This is a genomic window from Aquimarina litoralis (genome assembly GCF_019295435.1).
In the GTDB taxonomy this organism is placed as follows: Bacteria; Bacteroidota; Bacteroidia; order Flavobacteriales; family Flavobacteriaceae; genus Aquimarina; species Aquimarina litoralis_A.
In genome coordinates this window covers 95,402-113,052 of the sequence record NZ_WEKL01000107.1, presented here as the reverse complement: position 1 = coordinate 113,052, position 17,651 = coordinate 95,402, and the positions used below count along the sequence as shown (strand labels likewise).

At 32.3% G+C, this 17,651-nt stretch carries 21 protein-coding genes; 6 read left to right on the top strand and 15 right to left on the bottom strand.

Annotated elements, in window-relative coordinates:
• Positions 1–55 precede the first annotated feature (55 nt).
• Entirely contained in the window at positions 56–1,747 is a 1,692-nt protein-coding gene (locus GBO31_RS23820; RefSeq protein ID WP_246615979.1) for an AraC family transcriptional regulator, read from the bottom strand.
• Between the two features lie 225 nt (positions 1,748–1,972).
• On the opposite strand from GBO31_RS23820, the gene GBO31_RS23815 reads away from it, so the two are divergent.
• Positions 1,973–2,404 carry a TerB family tellurite resistance protein gene (locus GBO31_RS23815; RefSeq protein ID WP_219011130.1) on the top strand — a complete coding sequence of 144 codons (432 nt, stop codon included), beginning with the start codon at positions 1,973–1,975 and terminating at the stop codon, positions 2,402–2,404.
• 54 nt (positions 2,405–2,458) lie between these two features.
• Here GBO31_RS23815 and GBO31_RS23810 read toward each other — a convergent pair whose 3' ends face one another.
• From GBO31_RS23810 to fbp, 5 genes are all read right to left on the bottom strand, one after another.
• The gene (locus GBO31_RS23810; RefSeq protein WP_219011129.1) at positions 2,459–3,997 is read right to left on the bottom strand and encodes an ATP-binding response regulator; all 1,539 of its coding nucleotides are present in this window, start codon (positions 3,995–3,997) and stop codon (positions 2,459–2,461) included.
• A gap of 6 nt (positions 3,998–4,003) precedes the next feature.
• On the bottom strand, positions 4,004–4,495 hold the full coding sequence (locus GBO31_RS23805) for a Rab family GTPase (RefSeq protein WP_219011128.1): 492 nt from the start codon (positions 4,493–4,495) through the stop codon (positions 4,004–4,006).
• Positions 4,482–5,306 (bottom strand): cell envelope biogenesis protein OmpA, encoded by an 825-nt coding sequence (locus GBO31_RS23800; RefSeq protein WP_219011127.1) that lies wholly within the window; start codon positions 5,304–5,306, stop codon positions 4,482–4,484. The genes GBO31_RS23805 and GBO31_RS23800 overlap by 14 nt, the downstream gene beginning before the upstream one ends.
• Positions 5,307–5,323: 17 nt before the next feature.
• Positions 5,324–5,674, bottom strand: coding sequence for a fructose 1,6-bisphosphatase (locus GBO31_RS23795; RefSeq protein ID WP_219011126.1), 351 nt, complete (start codon positions 5,672–5,674; stop codon positions 5,324–5,326).
• A 274-nt stretch (positions 5,675–5,948) separates the two neighbouring features.
• Positions 5,949–6,959 carry a class 1 fructose-bisphosphatase gene (fbp, locus tag GBO31_RS23790; RefSeq protein ID WP_219011125.1) on the bottom strand — a complete coding sequence of 337 codons (1,011 nt, stop codon included), beginning with the start codon at positions 6,957–6,959 and terminating at the stop codon, positions 5,949–5,951.
• 177 nt (positions 6,960–7,136) lie between these two features.
• On the opposite strand from fbp, the gene GBO31_RS23785 reads away from it, so the two are divergent.
• The 4 genes from GBO31_RS23785 (at position 7,137) to GBO31_RS23770 (ending at position 12,089) form a co-directional block, all read left to right on the top strand.
• Positions 7,137–7,616 (top strand): GNAT family N-acetyltransferase, encoded by a 480-nt coding sequence (locus GBO31_RS23785; RefSeq protein ID WP_219011124.1) that lies wholly within the window; start codon positions 7,137–7,139, stop codon positions 7,614–7,616.
• Positions 7,617–7,649: 33 nt separating this feature from the next.
• A complete protein-coding gene (locus GBO31_RS23780) occupies positions 7,650–8,903 on the top strand; it encodes an aspartate kinase (RefSeq protein ID WP_219011123.1) in 1,254 nt (417 codons plus the stop codon).
• Between the two features lie 53 nt (positions 8,904–8,956).
• The gene (locus GBO31_RS23775) at positions 8,957–10,765 is read left to right on the top strand and encodes a GNAT family N-acyltransferase (RefSeq protein ID WP_219011122.1); all 1,809 of its coding nucleotides are present in this window, start codon (positions 8,957–8,959) and stop codon (positions 10,763–10,765) included.
• 298 nt (positions 10,766–11,063) lie between these two features.
• Positions 11,064–12,089, top strand: a complete 1,026-nt coding sequence (locus GBO31_RS23770) for a mechanosensitive ion channel family protein (RefSeq protein WP_219011121.1) — start codon at positions 11,064–11,066, stop codon at positions 12,087–12,089.
• Positions 12,090–12,107: 18 nt separating this feature from the next.
• On the opposite strand, the gene GBO31_RS23765 is transcribed toward GBO31_RS23770, so the two are convergent.
• From GBO31_RS23765 to GBO31_RS23740, 6 genes are all read right to left on the bottom strand, one after another.
• Positions 12,108–12,530 carry an arsenate reductase ArsC gene (locus GBO31_RS23765; protein ID WP_219011120.1) on the bottom strand — a complete coding sequence of 141 codons (423 nt, stop codon included), beginning with the start codon at positions 12,528–12,530 and terminating at the stop codon, positions 12,108–12,110.
• A gap of 20 nt (positions 12,531–12,550) precedes the next feature.
• Positions 12,551–13,048 (bottom strand): GNAT family N-acetyltransferase, encoded by a 498-nt coding sequence (locus GBO31_RS23760; protein WP_246615977.1) that lies wholly within the window; start codon positions 13,046–13,048, stop codon positions 12,551–12,553.
• A gap of 3 nt (positions 13,049–13,051) precedes the next feature.
• Entirely contained in the window at positions 13,052–13,534 is a 483-nt protein-coding gene (locus GBO31_RS23755; protein WP_219011119.1) for a DUF6428 family protein, read from the bottom strand.
• A gap of 21 nt (positions 13,535–13,555) precedes the next feature.
• On the bottom strand, positions 13,556–13,879 hold the full coding sequence (locus GBO31_RS23750) for an ArsR/SmtB family transcription factor (protein WP_219011179.1): 324 nt from the start codon (positions 13,877–13,879) through the stop codon (positions 13,556–13,558).
• 82 nt (positions 13,880–13,961) lie between these two features.
• Positions 13,962–14,405, bottom strand: a complete 444-nt coding sequence (locus GBO31_RS23745; protein ID WP_219011118.1) for a TM2 domain-containing protein — start codon at positions 14,403–14,405, stop codon at positions 13,962–13,964.
• Positions 14,406–14,516: 111 nt separating this feature from the next.
• A complete protein-coding gene (locus GBO31_RS23740) occupies positions 14,517–15,008 on the bottom strand; it encodes a MarR family winged helix-turn-helix transcriptional regulator (protein WP_219011117.1) in 492 nt (163 codons plus the stop codon).
• 128 nt (positions 15,009–15,136) lie between these two features.
• Here GBO31_RS23740 and GBO31_RS23735 point away from each other — a divergent pair, with 128 nt between their 5' ends.
• Complete coding sequence (locus GBO31_RS23735) at positions 15,137–16,081, top strand: hypothetical protein (protein WP_219011116.1); 945 nt, start codon at positions 15,137–15,139, stop codon at positions 16,079–16,081.
• Between the two features lie 10 nt (positions 16,082–16,091).
• On the opposite strand, the gene GBO31_RS23730 is transcribed toward GBO31_RS23735, so the two are convergent.
• The 3 genes from GBO31_RS23730 to GBO31_RS23720 all read right to left on the bottom strand — a co-directional run bounded on the left by GBO31_RS23730 (position 16,092) and on the right by GBO31_RS23720 (position 17,577).
• Positions 16,092–16,475, bottom strand: a complete 384-nt coding sequence (locus tag GBO31_RS23730) for a VOC family protein (protein ID WP_219011115.1) — start codon at positions 16,473–16,475, stop codon at positions 16,092–16,094.
• A 94-nt stretch (positions 16,476–16,569) separates the two neighbouring features.
• A complete protein-coding gene (locus GBO31_RS23725; RefSeq protein ID WP_219011114.1) occupies positions 16,570–17,043 on the bottom strand; it encodes a DUF1801 domain-containing protein in 474 nt (157 codons plus the stop codon).
• Between the two features lie 12 nt (positions 17,044–17,055).
• On the bottom strand, positions 17,056–17,577 hold the full coding sequence (locus tag GBO31_RS23720; protein WP_219011113.1) for a DUF4199 domain-containing protein: 522 nt from the start codon (positions 17,575–17,577) through the stop codon (positions 17,056–17,058).
• Positions 17,578–17,651 lie beyond the last annotated feature (74 nt).

Here is a 17,651-nt window from a genome sequence, read left to right as displayed (position 1 = left end):
TTTACTACTGTGTTTTCATGGAAAAAGCACTTGTAACTAAATGAAAAACAAGGTCTTACGTGTTTTTTTCTTTTTCCAGCTGTTTGATGAAATAAGATGGATACACCCCGGTTTTTTGATAAAAGGCTTTGGAAAAAGCACGGTCATTATTATACCCAAGTTCTCTAGCAATTCCTTTAATACTATACAATCTAAATTTTGGATTTTCTTTAAGTTGTTCGATCACATAATCTACTCGTAGTTCATTAATATAAACGCTAAACCTTTTTTGTTTGTAATGGTTTATAATTTTGGATAGATATTTAGAGTTAGTATGTAACTTTTTAGCAAGAGATGAGATTGTTAAGTTACGAGCCAAAAAGCCATTCTTCTCTTCAAATTGTGTAATTCTTTCTAAAATTTCTTGTACTATATTTTCTGGAATATCAATAGTTTTGGCATCTGTTTCATTATTTTTTTGATGTGCCACCAATGGCTCAGCAGATTTGATTTCAGGTTCATTTTTAGGATACATAATGGCCCGATACCTTTTTTTGTATTGTACTTTTCTATAATATACCGATAAGAAAAATATACTTAAAATGATTACTACCAATAAAGTAACACTATATTTTAAAGATATTATTTTTTCCTTTTTCTGTAAGTTGTTTATTAAGCGTTGCTTCTCTTCTAAGAGTTGAGGAGTATCGTATTTATTGGTGATAGTTTTATGTAAATTTCTATAATTCGTATTGAGAGCACTATCTACAGCAAACACTCTATTAATATAATATAGCTGTTTATTTTTATCATCAATTGATTTGTAATGATTTATTAATAATTCATAACCTTCTCGCATTTCTTCTGTGCGCGATTTTTCATTCTCAAAATACCAATCGATTTTTTCTAATGAATTTAATGCCATTTTAGGCTTTTCAAGTGCTTGATATACTTTACCTAAATGTAAATAGGCGTCAATTAAAAAAGCTGTTTCATGGCCATCATATTTTTCAATAAAAGGAATTGCTTTACTGATACTATAGAGTGAAGATTGATATTTTTTATCATTGTATAAATTAATTCCGGCATTCAATAAAAATTGATAATATATATTTAGACTATCTTTTGAAGACTTTTCCAAACCAATCTGCGTGTAATAAGTAGCAGAATCTTTTTGATTCAATTTCCGATAGGAATTCGCCAGGCCTAAAATTGTCCCTAAATGTCCTTCTCCTTTAATTCCATTTTTATTTTCATAAGTAATGATTTCTTTATACATTTTCTTAGCATCTTCATATTCTCCAAATTCTAGTTTTAAGTTTCCAATATTATGTTTAATATCGTTAAAAGCATCATTCTTTATCTTCTCAGCTATGTTTAATGCTGTAAGATAATCTTCTAATGCTAGAATATAGCTACCAAGCTGTTTACGAACACTTGCCCGACCAATATAATTAGCTAAGGGATAAATGGGATGACTTAATCCATTACTTACTGCAATAGAACTATCTAAATAGGCTAACCGTTTTGGAAGATCATTAAAATGGTCATATGATACCTGAAAGTACCCCATGGTTAATCCTAAAGAATCTTTTTCTTGCTTACCTCTTGCTAATAATATATTTGATAAAGAGGATGCTATAATAGAATCTCTGACATGTTTGCGTATTAAACCCTCAATTTCATCAAATGTTTTGCTTTGCAAAGAATCAGGAATCACTATTTTTTGGGAATATCCAATCGTAGCAATGAAGCATAATAAGATCATCAAAATGATCTTTTGTTTTTTGATTTGATGAGTTTGCATGGTTCAAAAATATTGAATTTAATGAGGAATGCAATGCACTTCAACTAGAATCATAGTTTCGTCTATTTGCAAAAGCGCCACATGTTCAGCGAACTAAATATTTTTCGATCCTTAAAAAAGGATACATATATATTTTAAAAGGAATTAAGTTTGGTTATATTTGCGGCAAAATAAACAAAATACATAATGTCAATATCTGATTTATTTGATAGTGGATTTCAAAAGCGAAATCAAGACCATTTTGCTGCTATCGTAAGAGTAGCCATGAGTGATGGAGTTATTACAGACGAAGAAAGAGCATTCTTAGATAGATTGGCTCGTAATCTTAATATTTCTGAAGATGATTATAAAGAAATTTCTAAGAACTACGCTTCGCATCCAATCAATCCTCCAACTAGCTACGATGCAAGATTAGAAAGACTTTTTGATTTAGCGAGAATGGTATACGCTGATAATATCAAAGGTGATGATCAGGTAGTATTATTAGAAAAGTTATGTATCGGATTAGGATTTAAATCAGACAATGCAAAGTACGTAGTTGATAAAGCTTTAAGATTAGTAGATCAAGAAGTTGATGGAGATACGTTTGCAGATGAAATTAAAAATATGAACAGATAATTTTCCTTTTCATAAGAAAAGAAAATAATCCAACCAAAATAACGAAAGCCGCTTCTATGAAGCGGCTTTTTTTGCTATTTGTTTTACGATTTTATGGATCAAATCTTCTTGTTCAAAAGGTTTGGCAATAAAATCATCCATTCCTGATCTTAGGCATTTATCACGTTCTGCCTCTGTTGCTTTTGCGGTAAAACCAATAATAGGAACTTCAGAGATTACTGTATCCCCATAGTTTTTGCGTATCATATGGGTAGCTTGGTAACCATCTATTGTAGAGAGTTGCAGATCCATTAAAACAAGATCATAATTTCTTCGCTCCATATAACTAATAGCCTGCTCTCCATTCATCGCTACATCTACAAAGAAACTTCCATGACTAATTAGTACTTTCATAATCAAGAACTGAGTAGCTTCTTCATCTTCTACAACAAGTACTCTGAATTTCTTTTTAGATTCTGGTAAGCTATATTTTTTCTTTTTCTTTTCTGGTTTTGCTTTGGTAATCTCAAATTTGAAAGGCAATTTGACATCAAAAGTAGTTCCTTTATCCGGTTCACTAGTTACTTTAATTTCTCCATCTAGAAGATCTACCAAATTCTTAACAATGGCTAGTCCTAATCCGGTTCCAGAAATTTGCTTGTCTCGATTAAAACGAGTGAACCTATCAAATATATTTTCAAGATCTTCTTTATGTATTCCTAAACCAGTATCTTCAATCTTGAAACTAATACTCAATTTATTAGTACGCTGAAAATTCTTGGTAACGGATAAACTTACTTTCCCTTCTTCAGTAAATTTGAAGGCATTGTTTAATATATTATTGATGATTTGAAATACACGAGTTCTATCTCCAATAAGGTATTCTTGAATATTTGGATCAATATAGGTTTCAAACTCAATTCCTTTGCTTTCTGCTAATTTCGAATAGGTTTCTTCAAAACCTTCTATCAGATTTACAAAAAGAAAGCGCTCATCTACAATTTTTATTTTACCAGATTCTATTTTAGAAATATCCACCATATCCTCTATTAGTGAGTTGAGGTGAAGACTCTGTCTTTTTATAATTCTGGCTAATTCTTCTTGTTCAAAATTTAAGTTTGTTTTTTCTAATACTTCTACAAATCCTAGAATGCTGGTTAATGGCGTTCTGATTTCATGATTGATATTAGCAATAAAACTATTTTTAAACTTTTCTTTATCAATTAGATATTGATTCTTGAGCTCCAGTTCTTTGGCTTTAAGAACAGATTCATTCTTTTGCTGTGCTATTTTATTAAGCTCGTGATATTTAGAAGAATAATCAAACAATAGAATTACTACTTCATCAACTTTTATTTTGATAGTAACATCACATATTTTCTCTAGTTTACCTTCTTCTAAATGTATACAAGGAAAATTATAGGTATCCTCATCTTCTTCAAAGGTTTCTAAGAACCCTTTTATGATTTCGAAGAAAGGATGTGCATCGTAGATTGAAGTTCCCGTTTTCCAACTAAAGATATTCGCATCGGTCTCCTTGATCTCTCCATCATGCGCTGTAATAATACATTGCGTTTGTTGATTAAAAATCAGCTTTTCTTCTTGATAAGTCATAATAATCTAAGCTGTTATCTCTGTTGCAAGTTCTGAGAAGAAATCTTGCACATTCTTATTGGTTTTAGCACTGGTTAGGCAATCGGCTTTGACATTTAGCTCTTCTAGGTTTTTTAGCGTTTCTTTTTCATTTACCAAGTCTAGTTTGTTACCGATAACTTTTATAATTACTTTAGGATGATTTTTAGTAAGATAATCGAGATCTTCAGATAGGTTTTTATAGGTATCTATTCGAGTAAGATCAAATACATAAATAAATGCATTAGACCCAAGAAGGTATGACTTTCGGGTATCTTCAATATCGGTATGACCTTCGGTATCCCAAATAATCATCGAAAGTTCTCGACCATCTGGCATTTCTACTACTTTCTTTTTTATTTGAACCCCCAAAGTAACTTTGTAATCCTCAGAAAATTCGTTATCGATAAAACGTCGGAATAATGATGTTTTTCCAACTCCAAAGTGTCCTAAAAGCACTACTTTTTTAGACAATTTCATCTTCAAAATGTTTTTTTAATTTATTAGTAAATAGCTCACTATTTTCCAGGTCTCTTCTGGAGATATGATTTTTAGCAAATTCAATAATCTGATCTTCCAGCACTTCTTTGAACATCAAATTGTAAGCACCTGAAATAACAGCAGCAATGTAATAAGAATAAAAATTCTGTATATGTATGGTGTATAATTCGTATTCTATAGTTTCTAAATTTTGGTTACCTCCTTGAAAAGCATCTTCCACAAAACCTTTTATAGCGGTTAGCATTCCAGCGACCATATCTTTATCAATGGTGCCATCAGACAATGGACTATAATCGGCAATGAGTAATCCAGAATCTTTTTCCACCACAAACATTTGGATCAACCTTGGTTTGGCATAATCTGTTATTGCTAAATCGCCATCGCTAATGCCTTGGGCTTTTGCCTTGGTTCTTCGAAACCACCGTTTAAATGAAAAAGCTTCTTTGGTTTTTTTATTGATGTTATCACTTAAAAGTCGCATTTCATGAGCGATATATCGCTTAATCATCTTTCCAATAATTGGAAACAATGCTTCTACAACGGCATCTTGTGAATTTTTAATTTCTTCTTTTAGGGTTTGGGTAATGGTAGGGCCTAAGGTCTTTGGAATTTCTTCAACAAATTCTTCTAGTTTGTCATCGATAATAGGATCTACTTTATGAGAAAGCTTTTGTTTTTGATGAACTATTTTACTGAGTTCCTCAACTTTTTTAGCAATCGAATCCGCATACTCCTTCTCTTCTGTAAGAAGAAGTTCTTTAAGAATTTTAAGTTTATCCTGCTCTTCCATAATCTTGGATAGGCGGATTACTTATTGATTTTCTCGCCCATTGCAATCAAAAGATCGCCTAATGTTTTTCTATCCACCTTTTTATCATCTAGCATAGCCACTTTATCTGCTAGATTATCTTCTAATTCAGTAATTCTAATATTAATATCCGTACTTAGGTTGTCGATTGCTTGATGTAGCTCTTTGCGCGTATCTTCAATGAAATCTTCTAGCTCCTTTTTTTTAGAAGAGATATCTTTTTTTACAGAATCAAATTCAGAATTATACGCAGCAATATTTTCTCCAAAAATTAAGTTTTTTATTGCTTCAATTTTTGAAGAAGAGTCGTTTTCAACCTGTTCCTTGACAGCTTTATTTTCTTTAGCCATTTTGGTAATTTTATTTTCGTTAGATGAGCTATACGTAAATTTAACACAAAAACATTAAAAACAAGGTTCTTGCGCTAATTATGTTAACCATTACTTCATTCTATAACAACTAAATTGGGTATGGATAGTTGAATATTTTTGGGGAATTAAAAGGGGCGAACTCTTTTTATATCAAAGTATTATGGTGCTAGTGTTTTAAAAAAGCAACAAATTTTGATCTACTTCATATATTCTCTACTAAAAAGTTGTAACAGGCACAAATATATAAAATTCGTTAGGATTGCTCCTTTTTCATGAATTCTTCTACTTTTTTGACCATATTTTTGCTTCCGCAGATAAAAGGAGTACGTTCGTGTAATTCTGTTGGTTTAATTTCTAGTATTCTTCTAAAGCCATCACTAGCAAATCCTCCAGCTTGTTCTGCAATAAATGCCATCGGATTACACTCATATAACAATCGAAGTTTTCCATTTGGAGATTTGGATGTACTAGGGTACATATAAATTCCACCTTTGATCATATTTCTATGAATATCACTTACTAAAGATCCAATATATCTCGAAGTATAAGGACGATCTTCTTTTTCTTCCTGACAATATTTTATATAATCCTTGATTCCTTGAGGAAAATGTATATAGTTACCTTCATTAACCGAATAAATTCTACCATCATCCGGGAATGTCATGTTTGGATGCGATAAGTAATATGTTCCTAAAGCTGGATTCAATGTAAATCCGTTAACTCCATTACCGGTAGTATACACAAGCATCGTTGATGTTCCATAAATAATATACCCTGCTGCAACTTGCAAATTACCTGGTTGTAAAAAGTCTTCCATCGTAACTGGTGTTCCGGTTGGCGTAACTCTGCGATAGATCGAAAAAATAGTTCCTACAGAAACATTCACATCGATATTAGAACTACCATCTAGAGGATCCATTAAAACAACATAGTTATTTCTATGATCACTTTTTTGACCCTTAATCGTAATGAAATCATCATTTTCTTCTGAAGCAATACCACATACAATTTCTCGGTTCGTTAGGGTATTGATAAAAGTTTCATTAGCAAGAACGTCCAGTTTTTGCTGGTCTTCTCCTTGTATGTTTGTTTCTCCAACAGCTCCCGTAATGTCTACCAAACCAGCCTTATTTACCTCATGGTTTACCATCTTTGCAGCAAGACGGATRGAATTGATAAGTCTTGAAAGTTCTCCGCTTGCAAACGGAAAATCTTTTTGATTCTCTATAATGAATTCTCCTAAAGTTTGGTTTTTTCTTGTCATATTAGGTTGTGTTGGATTTGTGCAAAAATATTATTTTTTAACTAACTAAAACGTTTTCGTAACCGTAATTTGATAAACTTTTTTGAGTTTTGAAAGAACTAAAATTTCATATGGATAACATTATAAAATTGTCGGGTTTCTAATACATATTTTATAGTTTTGATAAACTTTTGACCTATGAGCTATATTATAAGAGATGGAGTGGCAGAAGATATGCCGCAAGTGCTTAAATTAATTGAAGAATTAGCCATTTTTGAAAAAGAGCCTGATGCTGTAGAAGTAACTGTGGAAGACTTGATCAAGGAAGGCTTTGGAGAACAACCTTTATTTCACTGTTTTGTGGCTGAAACATCCACTGAAATTGTAGGCCTAGCATTGGTATACTTTAGATTTTCTACTTGGAAAGGAAGAACAGTACATTTAGAAGATCTTATCGTTAGAGAATCCATGAGAGGTACAGGTATTGGAATGGCCTTGTATAAAAGAGTGATGCAATATGGTAAAGAACAAGGCGTTAAACGTGTAGAATGGAATGTACTGGATTGGAATACACCAGCAGTAAATTTTTATTTGAAGAGTGGGGCTAAGATATTGGAAGGTTGGCAAGTGGTACAAATGGATGAAAATGGAATGAATGCTTTCGTATCAAAAAATTAATTTTTTTGATGTACTACTTAATTAAATGATTTAATGAAAGTTTTTAAGTTTGGTGGAGCATCCGTAAAGGATGCAAACGGTGTAAAAAATGTGATCCGTGTTTTGCAAAAAGTGAGACATACAGATATTATTATTGTTGTATCTGCAATGGGCAAAACCACCAATGCGTTAGAAAATGTAGTGGCACATTATTTAGAAAAAAGCCTTGATTTTAATACCTCCGTTGCCTATATCAGACAATATCACCTTCAAATTTTGGAAGACCTTTTTACGAATAAGCAGCATCCTGTTTTTGAAAAGATCAATTCACTTATTTCTGATATGGAAACCATGCTCAGAAGGAATAAATCTATGCAGTACGATTATGTATATGATCAGACGGTGAGTTATGGAGAATTACTATCTACCACAATTGTGAGTGAATATCTTTCAAATGAGGGATATAAAAATACTTTTTTAGATGCTAGGGATGTGATTAAAACAGACGATGATTATCGAGATGCTACTGTAAATTGGAAACTAACGCAGCAATGTATTGATCAAAGGGTAGCTAAAACAGGATTGACAATNACACAAGGTTTTATTGGATCAGACAGCAATAATTTTACAACAACCTTAGGTAGAGAAGGGAGTGATTACACGGCAGGAATCTTTGCATATTGTAYCAATGCTGCAAGTGTAACCATATGGAAAGATGTGCCAGGTGTTTTAAATGGTGATCCAAGAGTTTTTGAGAATACACAATTACTCTCACAGATTTCGTACGAAGAAGCCATAGAATTAGCATTTTATGGAGCTTCTGTAATTCATCCTAAAACATTACAACCATTACAGCGAAAAGAAATTCCCTTATATGTAAAATCGTTTTTGAATCCTGAAAATGAAGGTACTTCGGTGAAAAAAGGACAAAATTTAGTGCCCTATGTACCGTGTTTTATAGTTAAAAAAGACCAAATATTGGTATCTCTTTCATCTCTAGATTTTTCGTTTATTGTCGAAGAAAATATTAGTGAAATATTTAGTTTATTTCATAAATACCATCTAAAAGTAGATCTGATTCAAAATTCTGCAATTAGTTTTTCTGTTTGCTTGGATGATAAGTTTCACAATTTTGATGATTTATTGATGCATCTCAAAGCAAAATTCGCTGTTGTCTATGAAAAAAATGTTTCCCTATTTACGATACGGCACTTTACCCAGAATGCAGTAGAGTTTTTAGAAGAAAACAAGGATATTTTGCTAAAGCAGAGTACTAAGGAAACCTATCAAATGGTTGCAAAGCAATAAGATACTCTATTCAATGATTTTGTTATATTTGTAGTTAGCACAAAACTTATTTAATGGCGGTAGTCACCTCAAAAGAAGTAGCCAAAGGGCTCAAAATAGATAAACTTGGTTTTATTGGCACTTTTGTTGGCTGGATGATTTTAAAAATCACAAGGTTATCAAAAATTAATCGTCAGTATGACCGAATTCGCCATTTAGAGGGAGAGAATTTTTTAAAAGCCGCATTAGAAATGTATGGTGTAACTTTTGAAATCCCTCCAGAAGATTTAAGAAGATTACCAAAAAACGGAGCATTTATTACGCTTTCTAATCATCCTCTTGGTGGATTGGATGGAATTTTATTGTTAAAATTAATGCTTGAGCATCGTTCTGATTATAAGATTATTGCCAATTTTTTATTACATAATTTTGTTCCCTTAAAACAATATATTATGCCTGTTAATCCTTTCGAAGATAGGAAAGAGGCAAAATCAAGTCTGAAAGGAATAAAAGAAGCAATTTTACATCTGAAAGAGGGAAAACCAATAGGAATATTTCCTGCTGGAGAGGTTTCTACCTTCAAAGAAGGGAAACATTATGTAGATAAACCTTGGGAACCAGGAGCAATGCGCTTAGTGAAAAAGGCTAAAGTTCCTGTTATTCCTATTTATTTTCATGCCAGAAATAGTAGATTGTTCTATAAATTGGCTTCAATCAATGATACCTTACGTACTGCCAAATTACCGAGTGAACTCTATTCTCAAGAGAATAAGGTGATTAAAGTTCGTATTGGTAATCCTGTTTCTGTAAAAGATCAGGAAGAATATAGTAATCTAGAGGACTTTACTAATTTCTTACGTAAAAAGACGTACATGTTAGCGAATCCTTATGAGAAGAAGACGCTAAGAGAATCAATTCCTCAAAACTTGAAACTTCCTAAATCTCCAAAGGAAATAGCATTGGAAGGAAGCATTAGTGCTATTGAATTAGAACTAGAATATTGTAGAGAAAATGATAAACGTTTGTTAGCAAGTAAAAACTATGAGGTTTTTCTTGCTAAGCGAGAATGCATCCCAAATGTAGTTCATGAAATTGGAAGGTTAAGAGAAATTACATTTAGAGAAATTGGGGAAGGTACTAATCAGTCTATAGATTTAGATCCGTTTGACGATTACTATCACCATATGTTTTTGTGGGATAATAGTGCTAAGAAGTTGGCAGGAGCATATCGAATGGGGATGGGAACTGAGATCTATTCAAAATATGGTATTGATGGATTTTATTTACAAGATCTTTTTAGGTTTGAGCCTGAACTTCATAAAATGATGAGTCAGTCTATAGAAATGGGACGCGCATTTATCATAAAAGAATATCAGCAGCGACCGATGCCACTGTTTTTGCTTTGGAAAGGGATTGTTCATTGTACATTGAGATTCCCTGATCATAAATACTTGATTGGAGGAGTAAGTATCAGCAATAAATTCAGTAGTTTTTCGAAATCATTGATGATTGAATTTATGAAATCACATTACTATGATCCTTATGTTGCTCAATATGTAAGACCAAAGAAAGAATTTAAGGTAAAATTGAAAGATGCAGATAAGGATTTCGTGTTTGATGAGAGTAGAAGTGATCTGAATAAATTTGATAAGATTATTGATGAAATTGAACCTGGAAGCCTTCGTATACCTGTATTAATAAAAAAATATATCAAGCAAAACGCTAAAGTAGTTGCGTTTAATGTGGATCCTCTTTTTAATAACGCAGTAGATGGTTTGATGTATATTAGAATTGCTGACCTTCCTGATAGCACGGTGAAACCTGTTATGGAAGAATTTCAAGCTGAATTGGAGCAAAAGTATTTCAAGAATGCTGATAAGTAAGGTTATTGGTAGTTATTTTGTGTACTTGATCGTAATATTCCCTTTTTTTGACCAACTAATTTTTTTAGATACTGATATATTTTCCTAATTTGAAGGTTAAAATATAGAACAAGTGGTCGTACAATATATTTATTTTGCAATTGCGTTATTGGGAGTGATACTCTTCCTTTTTCTCAACAAAAAACTTTTTAAATGGTTACAAAGCAAAATAAGTAACATAGAAAATAATATTTTCTTCGGGAGAACTAAGTTTTCGCAATTTTTCCGATTTATCACACCAAGAAGAGAACGACATATATTGTCTTTTATACTTAGGTTGCTCAAATTTACGGTCATTTTTATTTTCCTAGTTTTCTACCTTCCTTTTCTCTTTAGCCTGGTTCCACAAACAAAAGAATATGCAGATGTGGTATTAGGATATATCAAGAAACCATTACTTTTTTTATATGATGGTTTAATAGGGTTTATACCCAATTTATTCTTTATCGTAGTCATTTTTTTAGTAACAAAATATCTAATTCGATTTTTAAAATACGTTACGGCCGAATTAGAGAAAGAAGCCGTTAGATTAGAAGGGTTTCATGCCGATTGGGCAAGGCCAACTTTTAATTTATTAAGGGTTTTTATTATTGCTTTTGCACTGATTATCGTTTTTCCTTATATACCAGGTTCAGACTCTCCCGCTTTTAAAGGGTTGTCAATTTTCTTTGGTATTTTATTTTCTTTAGGTTCTACATCAGCAATATCCAATATCGTTGCAGGTGTTGTTATTACTTATATGAGGCCATTTAAAGTAGGAGATAGGGTAGAAATTGGAAATACCATAGGAGATGTCACGGAAAGAAGTTTATTAGTTACCAGAATAAGGACCATCAAAAACTTAGATGTAACTATTCCAAATTCATCCATATTAGGCAATCATATTATTAATTTTACTAAGAACGCTTCAGAGGATGTTGGAGTAATATTACATACATCCGTAACTATTGGATATGATGTGCCAAGTGATGAAGTTATTGCCGCTTTAAAAAAAGGAGCAAAGAGTACAGATAGTATTCTATCAGAACCTGTACCCTTTGTGTTAATTAAAAGCTTGGATGATTTTTATGTGAATTATGAATTGAATGTTTATACCAAAAATCCAGAAAAATCATCCAGAATATACTCTATACTACACGAGAATATTAAAAACGAACTACATGAAGCTGGTATTGAAATATTATCACCGCATTATCATGCTGTAAGAGATGGAAATTCGTTGACCGTTCCTCCATCAAATATTCCCGAAAACTATGCAAAACCTGGTTTTAAAATAGATAGATAATCTAATCTGCTCTTTTTTTTAAGAGGTTTGCAATACATTTTTGGTAACAAAATCTTCGCAATATGCCTTGATTTGATTTCTTGTTTTTGTAAATGCTGCATGAATTTCTTCTTCTGTTCCTTCAACCTTTGACGGGTCAAAGAAGTTGTAATGTAAACGTTCTGCTTTTCCAGGAAAGAACGGACATCTTTCTTTAGCATTATCGCAAACCGTTAAGATATAGTCAAATTCAATGTCCAAATATTCATCCAAGTTGTTTGATGTATGATTAGAGATATCAATATTATCTTCTTTCATAATGGCAATAGCTCGCGGATTTACCCCATGCGTTTCTACTCCAGCGCTATAGACAATTGCGCTATCTTTTACAAAGTGTTTCAGGTATCCTTCTGCCATTTGACTTCTGCAAGAGTTCCCTGTACATAAAACTAAAATATTCATTTCTGTGGTGTTTTTTGTGGTTATGTTATTTTTTTACTTCTTCTTTCTAAAATGGTATTATCATACCAGATATTGTTAAGTTTTCCTATTTTTTCACGAAATCCAATAATGCGAAATCCTAAAGTCGTATGTAATTTAATGCTCGCATGATTATTACTAAAAATACCAGCTTGTAATGTCCAAAAACCTTCTTTTTCGCTTTCTTCAATTAAACTTGCTAAAAGTAGTCTTCCTATACCTAAATTACGATGTTTTGATGTTATATAAATGCTAACTTCGGCTACTCCCTTATACACCTTTCTGGATGAAGTAGGAGACAATGCTGCCCAACCAACTGTTTCATTGTTTATGACTGCTTTTAATCTACAGCTATTGATATGTGATTGGTTCCATCGATCCCATTCAGGGATTTTAGTTTCAAAAGTAGCTAGGCCAGTATCAATACCTTCTTTATAGATTGTGGAGATATCTGGCCAATCTTGTTCAGTAAAACTGGTTATTTCGACTTTGGCAATCATTAGTTAACAACATCCGCTACCAGGTGCACAAGCATTAGCAGTAGCAGTTGTTTCAGGAACACCGCAAGCTTCTTTTGCTTTGCAATCTGTAGGTTGCACGGCTAATTTTATGATCAATTTTCCTTCTAGAGCACTAAAACCAGTGACATGTAAATGTGCAGTATGAAACATCGGGTTACCATATTCAATTTTCACTACTGCATCCATATCATAAGCAGACATTTTTCCAACTTTTCTTAGTATTCCTAAAGCTTTGTAGGTAGTTAGATAGTCAGTTTTTCCTAATTCTTGTGGGCTTTCCCACAATTGAATTATAGTTTCTTTCCAAGAATCTGTACCAGCACCGCAATCAACTGAATCAATAGTAACATGCTTAACTTCGGTAATATGATAATTTGCTCCTACTAACATTCCAGGAGCATACTCAAATAGTAAGGGTTTATCCTGATGTTCTCCTAATAGAGAAATAAATTCTGAAGTATTCATAATCTTTTGTTTGTTTTTAGTTTAACAACAATTTTGTTTAGTGGTATTAAAAAATGAATTTAAATTTTGTTGTAATTCATTCCAATTATCAATATCAATGCAATAACACATACTTTTCCCTTCGATCTCTCCTTTTAATAACCCAATGCTTTTGAGTTCCTTTAAGTGCTGAGAAATGGTGGCTTGTGCTAGACCAATTTCTTCTACAAGATCATTACAGATACAAGCATTTTGTTTGCTTATGTACTGAAGAATTGCAATTCTTGCCGGATGACCAAGAATTTTGAAAAGCTGTGCTAATTCATTTTGTCTTTTGTCAAAAATTTGTGTTTTGGTAATACCCATATTAATATTATTATATCGCAATATTACGATAATAAAACGAATTAAAAAAGCCGAAATCAATATTTTTTCGGCTATAGTATTTTTAGAACCAAGGTTTTTTACCAACTTGATAGGTCTGATAGAATTCTTCATCAGATTTAGTAAGGTAGATAATACCTTCGATCAAGCCTATGATACCTGCAGCTCCACAAGTTATAACAGATATTACTAGTTGTATTAATCCTTCTTTGGTGTATCCTAATACGAATTTGTGAATTCCTAAAGAACCAAATAATATTGCTAAAATACCTGCGAGTATTTTTTTATTCTCACCACTTACCTCATTAAAGGTTTCTTTGGCTTCTTTTGCAAATTCATTTGCGGTTTCTTTAGCATCTTCAGCAAAATCACTGATCGCCTCTTTAGCATCTTCGGCAAAATCACCAGCTTTTTCAGATGCGTTTTTAGCGGCATCTTTAGCGCTGTCAAAAGCTTCTTCAGCTCCTTTTTTTAGGTCATCACCAAGGTTTTTGTTTTCTTCACTCATAAGTAATAGTTATGTATAATTGATTAGTGAGTAGAAAGTTACAAAAAAAATAATGAAGCGTTTACATATGAGCAAATTTGATCTTCATCGATGGTAAGTCATTTTCGTATTTCAACTTATAGAAAATAACAGTTTTTTAAGTAGGGGTATTAATTGTTTTTGTTCCTTTTTGGAAAGGCCACTAACGGCTTGGGTAGCTTCTTCGAAGCGAATTTCAATTGCTTTATCAATTACTTTAACCCCTTTTTTAGTCAGAACTGCTGCTTTTACACGCCCATCATGAGGGTCTGGAGAACGAGAAATTAATTCCATTTTTTCTAATCTGTCTAATAAAGCTGTCATCGCTCCTGAGGTTACCAATACGGATTCTCTTAATTGAGTGGGTGTTAGTAAATAAGGTTTTCCAGATCTCCTTAAGGTCGCTAAAACATCTAAATCTGTGTAATAGATACCACTATCTTTTAGAGCAGTTCCAGCCCTTTTTTCTAGTTTTTTGCCAAGTTGCATGATTCTTCCTACGATTTCCATAGCTGATGGGTCTAATTCAGGTCGCTGGCTATTCCAGTYCGAAATTAGATGGTCAATAATGTCTTTTTTATCCATTTAATATTGTTAAATATCTGTTTTTCAGAAATAAATTTACAAAATATATCTCAATATTAAGATATTTTATATAGATTTGCAAAGTATCTCAATATTAAGATACTTTTTAACTTTTAAAAAATACTACAATGAAATCAATCACATGTAAATTATTTATGATGTTAATGGGAGTAGTTACTTTTTTAGTTGTAGGATGCGAACCCGCTCAAAAAAGTCAAGACAAAGCTGTTTTAGAATATAAAGCTAAAGCTCCTAAGGAATATAACTATGCGCCCACAGTGTTTTCTAAAGATACCACAGAATTGTGGTTGGCAGAAGGTTCAACGGCAAGTGATACTGTATTGATTCTAGGAGATGGAGGACCTAAGAATTTATTAGATTATGAATTTAATGGTAAGATAGCTATGGCCTATTTACCAAATTTTAAAAATTACTATAATGTAAATCTGCATCAGGCAACTACTTTTAATAGAGATATTTTTAATTGGAAGTATGAGTTTACCTTAGATATGGCAAAGAAAGAAACTGAAAACACAGTAGAAATGATGCATCGTGCTATTAAATACTTTAAAGATCGCGGTAAATATGTTATTGTAGCAGGACATTCTTATAGTGCATTTGTAATTCCGAATTATATTGCTAATTATCCTTCTTTGGCAGATAAGTATATCATCACAGGAGGAAGATTTAAGGCAGATTCGCTTCAAACGGTTTATCAGAAAAAAGATATCAATACTATTTTTCTAGAAGGTGGTAAAGAAATAAGAATCCCTGATGAAAATAGACCTCCAAATCCTAATCGCCCTAAAAAGTATTTTAAAATACGAACTGCAAAAAATTTCTTGAAAGCAGCTTTAGGAGATTATGATTATACACGGTTATTGAAAGATAAAGATTTGTCCAATATTACTTTTTTCTATGGAAATAAAGATAGAAATGTGGGCGTTCCATCAACATACGAATTGGATTTTCTGGCTTCAAAAAATGTTCAGGTAATAGAAGCAGATAGCGATCACTATGGTATTTGGAGAACTATGATCGAACGTATTGAATCTGGAGAAGTTAGTTTATAAAGCCTTTCTGCTACAAAAAGGCTTTATCTACAGGTTCCCATAATTCAATTTTGTTTCCTTCTGGATCTAGAATCCATCCAAATTTCCCGTATTCATATTCTTCGATTTCACCGACTATTTGTACGCCTTCTTCTTTTAGAATTTTAAGAAGTTCTTCTAGATTTTCTACTCTAAAATTCATCATGAATTCTTTGGTACTTGGGCTAAAATAGTTGGTGTCTTCTTTGAATGGACTCCATTGTGTAGAGCAATCATTTCCTTCTTTATCTTTCCACCAGAAAGTACATCCATAATCATCTACAGGCAATCCGAGATGTTTACCATACCATTCTTTGGTTGCTTTTGGATCTTTTGTTTTGAAAAAAAATCCACCTAATCCTGTTACTCTTTTCATTTGTTTATACTATTGTTTTAGAGGTTAAATGGAACTCACCAATATTCATTCTGTTATGAGTTAAAATTTACATTGTAGTTCGTTTCATTTGGTTTTATTTTTTTGCGCTTTTTGCTTGTTTTAAATTAGTTTCATATAAATCTATCCATTGTTTTGGTGTCATCTTAGAGGCAAGCTCTCCAATAAGTTTCATAGGGATTTTGTCGATTTTCTTAAATCGAATACAACTTTTGCCCATATCTAGTTTTGTGGTTACATATTTTGGATATTCTTCTACAAACCACTTCATGAGATTTTGATCTGCATATATTCCGGAATGATATACCGCAATAAAATTCTTTTGAGAAGCAATATTCATAAAGGGTAGTGGTAATTTGGGATCGCAGTGATATCCATTTGGATATAATTCGTGTGGCACTACATATCCTATCATTCCATAGCTCATTACTTCTGAAAATCCATCAGGAAGGTTGTCTAAAATTACTTTTCTTAGTGTTTGCATTATTTCCTTGCGTTCTTCAGGAATTACTTCGATATATTCTTCTGGTGAACTTGCTTTGTACTGCATGATCTATTCTTTTTAGTTATTAGTGGTTGGTTTTCTTTGTAATATAAGTCCTGAAATTAATGAAATAATGAATCCAATGATGAGAACAGTAAATGACATTAATAAAAAGTTCATGACTGGACTAGAGAATAATTCCTTTTCAGCTTCAAGTTCAGCAAGTTTTATTTTAAATTCTTCTTCAGAAAGTGTAGTTCGCATTTGTTCTACCATATGACCGTAATATTCGGCAGCAAAATCTGGATTGATATACATGATATAGATTACATCGATGATTCCAAATGCTAGTGCGGCGAATAATGATATGAGTATTCCTATAAGTAATGCTTTTCCAAAAGATACCACTCCATTATTCTCATGATCTCGGTAATGTTTGATACCAAAAAATACAAATAGTAAAGAGACTACCATACTGGTATATCCAATAACTTCTTGTGCAGAATAGGAGAGATCTTTGCCTAGAGTAAGTGCTAAAAGGAATAATATAGCTATGGTGATCGCACCATAAATTCCGTAACGTACAACTGTGTTTTTCATCTGTATATGTATTTAAAAGGTTGAGCTCAAATGTAAAATAGGCACTCAAAAAACAGCTCATACTAAAGTATGAA

Coding starts and splice junctions, on each gene's coding strand:
- GBO31_RS23820 (WP_246615979.1), bottom strand. CDS start 1,747: ATGATCTTATTATGCTTCATTGCTACGATTGGATATTCCCAAAAAATA.
- GBO31_RS23815 (WP_219011130.1), top strand. CDS start 1,973: ATGTCAATATCTGATTTATTTGATAGTGGATTTCAAAAGCGAAATCAA.
- GBO31_RS23810 (WP_219011129.1), bottom strand. CDS start 3,997: ATGACTTATCAAGAAGAAAAGCTGATTTTTAATCAACAAACGCAATGT.
- GBO31_RS23805 (WP_219011128.1), bottom strand. CDS start 4,495: ATGAAATTGTCTAAAAAAGTAGTGCTTTTAGGACACTTTGGAGTTGGA.
- GBO31_RS23800 (WP_219011127.1), bottom strand. CDS start 5,306: ATGGAAGAGCAGGATAAACTTAAAATTCTTAAAGAACTTCTTCTTACA.
- GBO31_RS23795 (WP_219011126.1), bottom strand. CDS start 5,674: ATGGCTAAAGAAAATAAAGCTGTCAAGGAACAGGTTGAAAACGACTCT.
- GBO31_RS23785 (WP_219011124.1), top strand. CDS start 7,137: ATGAGCTATATTATAAGAGATGGAGTGGCAGAAGATATGCCGCAAGTG.
- GBO31_RS23775 (WP_219011122.1), top strand. CDS start 8,957: ATGGCGGTAGTCACCTCAAAAGAAGTAGCCAAAGGGCTCAAAATAGAT.
- GBO31_RS23765 (WP_219011120.1), bottom strand. CDS start 12,530: ATGAATATTTTAGTTTTATGTACAGGGAACTCTTGCAGAAGTCAAATG.
- GBO31_RS23760 (WP_246615977.1), bottom strand. CDS start 13,048: ATGATTGCCAAAGTCGAAATAACCAGTTTTACTGAACAAGATTGGCCA.
- GBO31_RS23755 (WP_219011119.1), bottom strand. CDS start 13,534: ATGAATACTTCAGAATTTATTTCTCTATTAGGAGAACATCAGGATAAA.
- GBO31_RS23750 (WP_219011179.1), bottom strand. CDS start 13,879: ATGGGTATTACCAAAACACAAATTTTTGACAAAAGACAAAATGAATTA.
- GBO31_RS23745 (WP_219011118.1), bottom strand. CDS start 14,405: ATGAGTGAAGAAAACAAAAACCTTGGTGATGACCTAAAAAAAGGAGCT.
- GBO31_RS23735 (WP_219011116.1), top strand. CDS start 15,137: ATGAAATCAATCACATGTAAATTATTTATGATGTTAATGGGAGTAGTT.
- GBO31_RS23730 (WP_219011115.1), bottom strand. CDS start 16,475: ATGAAAAGAGTAACAGGATTAGGTGGATTTTTTTTCAAAACAAAAGAT.
- GBO31_RS23725 (WP_219011114.1), bottom strand. CDS start 17,043: ATGCAGTACAAAGCAAGTTCACCAGAAGAATATATCGAAGTAATTCCT.
- GBO31_RS23720 (WP_219011113.1), bottom strand. CDS start 17,577: ATGAAAAACACAGTTGTACGTTACGGAATTTATGGTGCGATCACCATA.